This window comes from Streptococcus sp. CF7_Ac1-8 (genome assembly GCF_024295435.1).
Taxonomy (GTDB): domain Bacteria; phylum Bacillota; class Bacilli; order Lactobacillales; family Streptococcaceae; genus Streptococcus; species Streptococcus mitis_AP.
The window spans coordinates 1-863 of sequence record NZ_JANCPI010000030.1 but is presented as its reverse complement, the minus strand read 5'-3'; the positions used below and the strand labels follow the sequence as shown (position 1 = coordinate 863).

Below are 863 nucleotides of genomic sequence, written 5' to 3'. Positions count from 1 at the left end.
AGGTTCGGTTACTGTTCCTGTACCTGGGACAGCTTTCTTAGGAAGTTTGTCATTTGGTACTTCACCTGAACCATTGTCGCCAATTGTCACTGTAATCGTAATTGGATTTCCATCTTTATCTTCACCTGGGATTTCTACCTTAGTTCCGGGTGGATATGTTGAGCCATCTGGTTTCTTCGGCGTTACAATCGCATCTCCATTTGGTTTCTGAGTAATTTCAATCTCAACTGGTTGTTCTGTTGTTGGAGCACCTGGGATTATCTTACTTGGTGTTTCTACATTAGGAACTTCCACTGCTGGTTTTCCTGGTTCTGTAATCTTACCTGTACCTGGAACTTTACCGTCTGGTAATTCACTGTTTGGTACTTTACCCTTACCGTCTTCACCGATTGTAACAGTGATTGGATTTCCATCTTTACCTGGGATTTCTACCTTAGTTCCTGGTGGGTATGTTGAGCCATCTGGTTTCTTCGGCGTTACTGTTACATCACCTGTCTTAGGATCTTGTTCAACATCCAATGTTGGTGACTTACGAGCTGGTGTTGTTACATCTACTGGTTGTGATGGGTTCTTATTAGGTTCTGTTACTGTTCCTGTACCTGGCAAGTCTCCTTTTGGAAGATTGTCATTTGGTACTTCACCTGATCCATTGTCACCAATTGTTACTGTGATTGTTGTTCCATCTTCTCCTGGAATTTCTACCTTAGTTCCTGGTGGATATGTTGAGCCATCTGGTTTCTTAGGCGTTACAATCGCATCTCCATTTGGTTTCTGAGTAATTTCAATCTTACCTGGTTGTTCTGTTGTTGGAGCACCTGGGATTATCTTACTTGGTGTTGTTACATTAGGAACTTCCACTGCTG

Annotated in this window: 1 pseudogene; it reads right to left on the bottom strand. The window is 42.4% G+C overall.

The window, feature by feature from the left end:
• Positions 1-863: pseudogene (locus NMM26_RS09525) on the bottom strand (hypothetical protein); the annotation flags it as partial.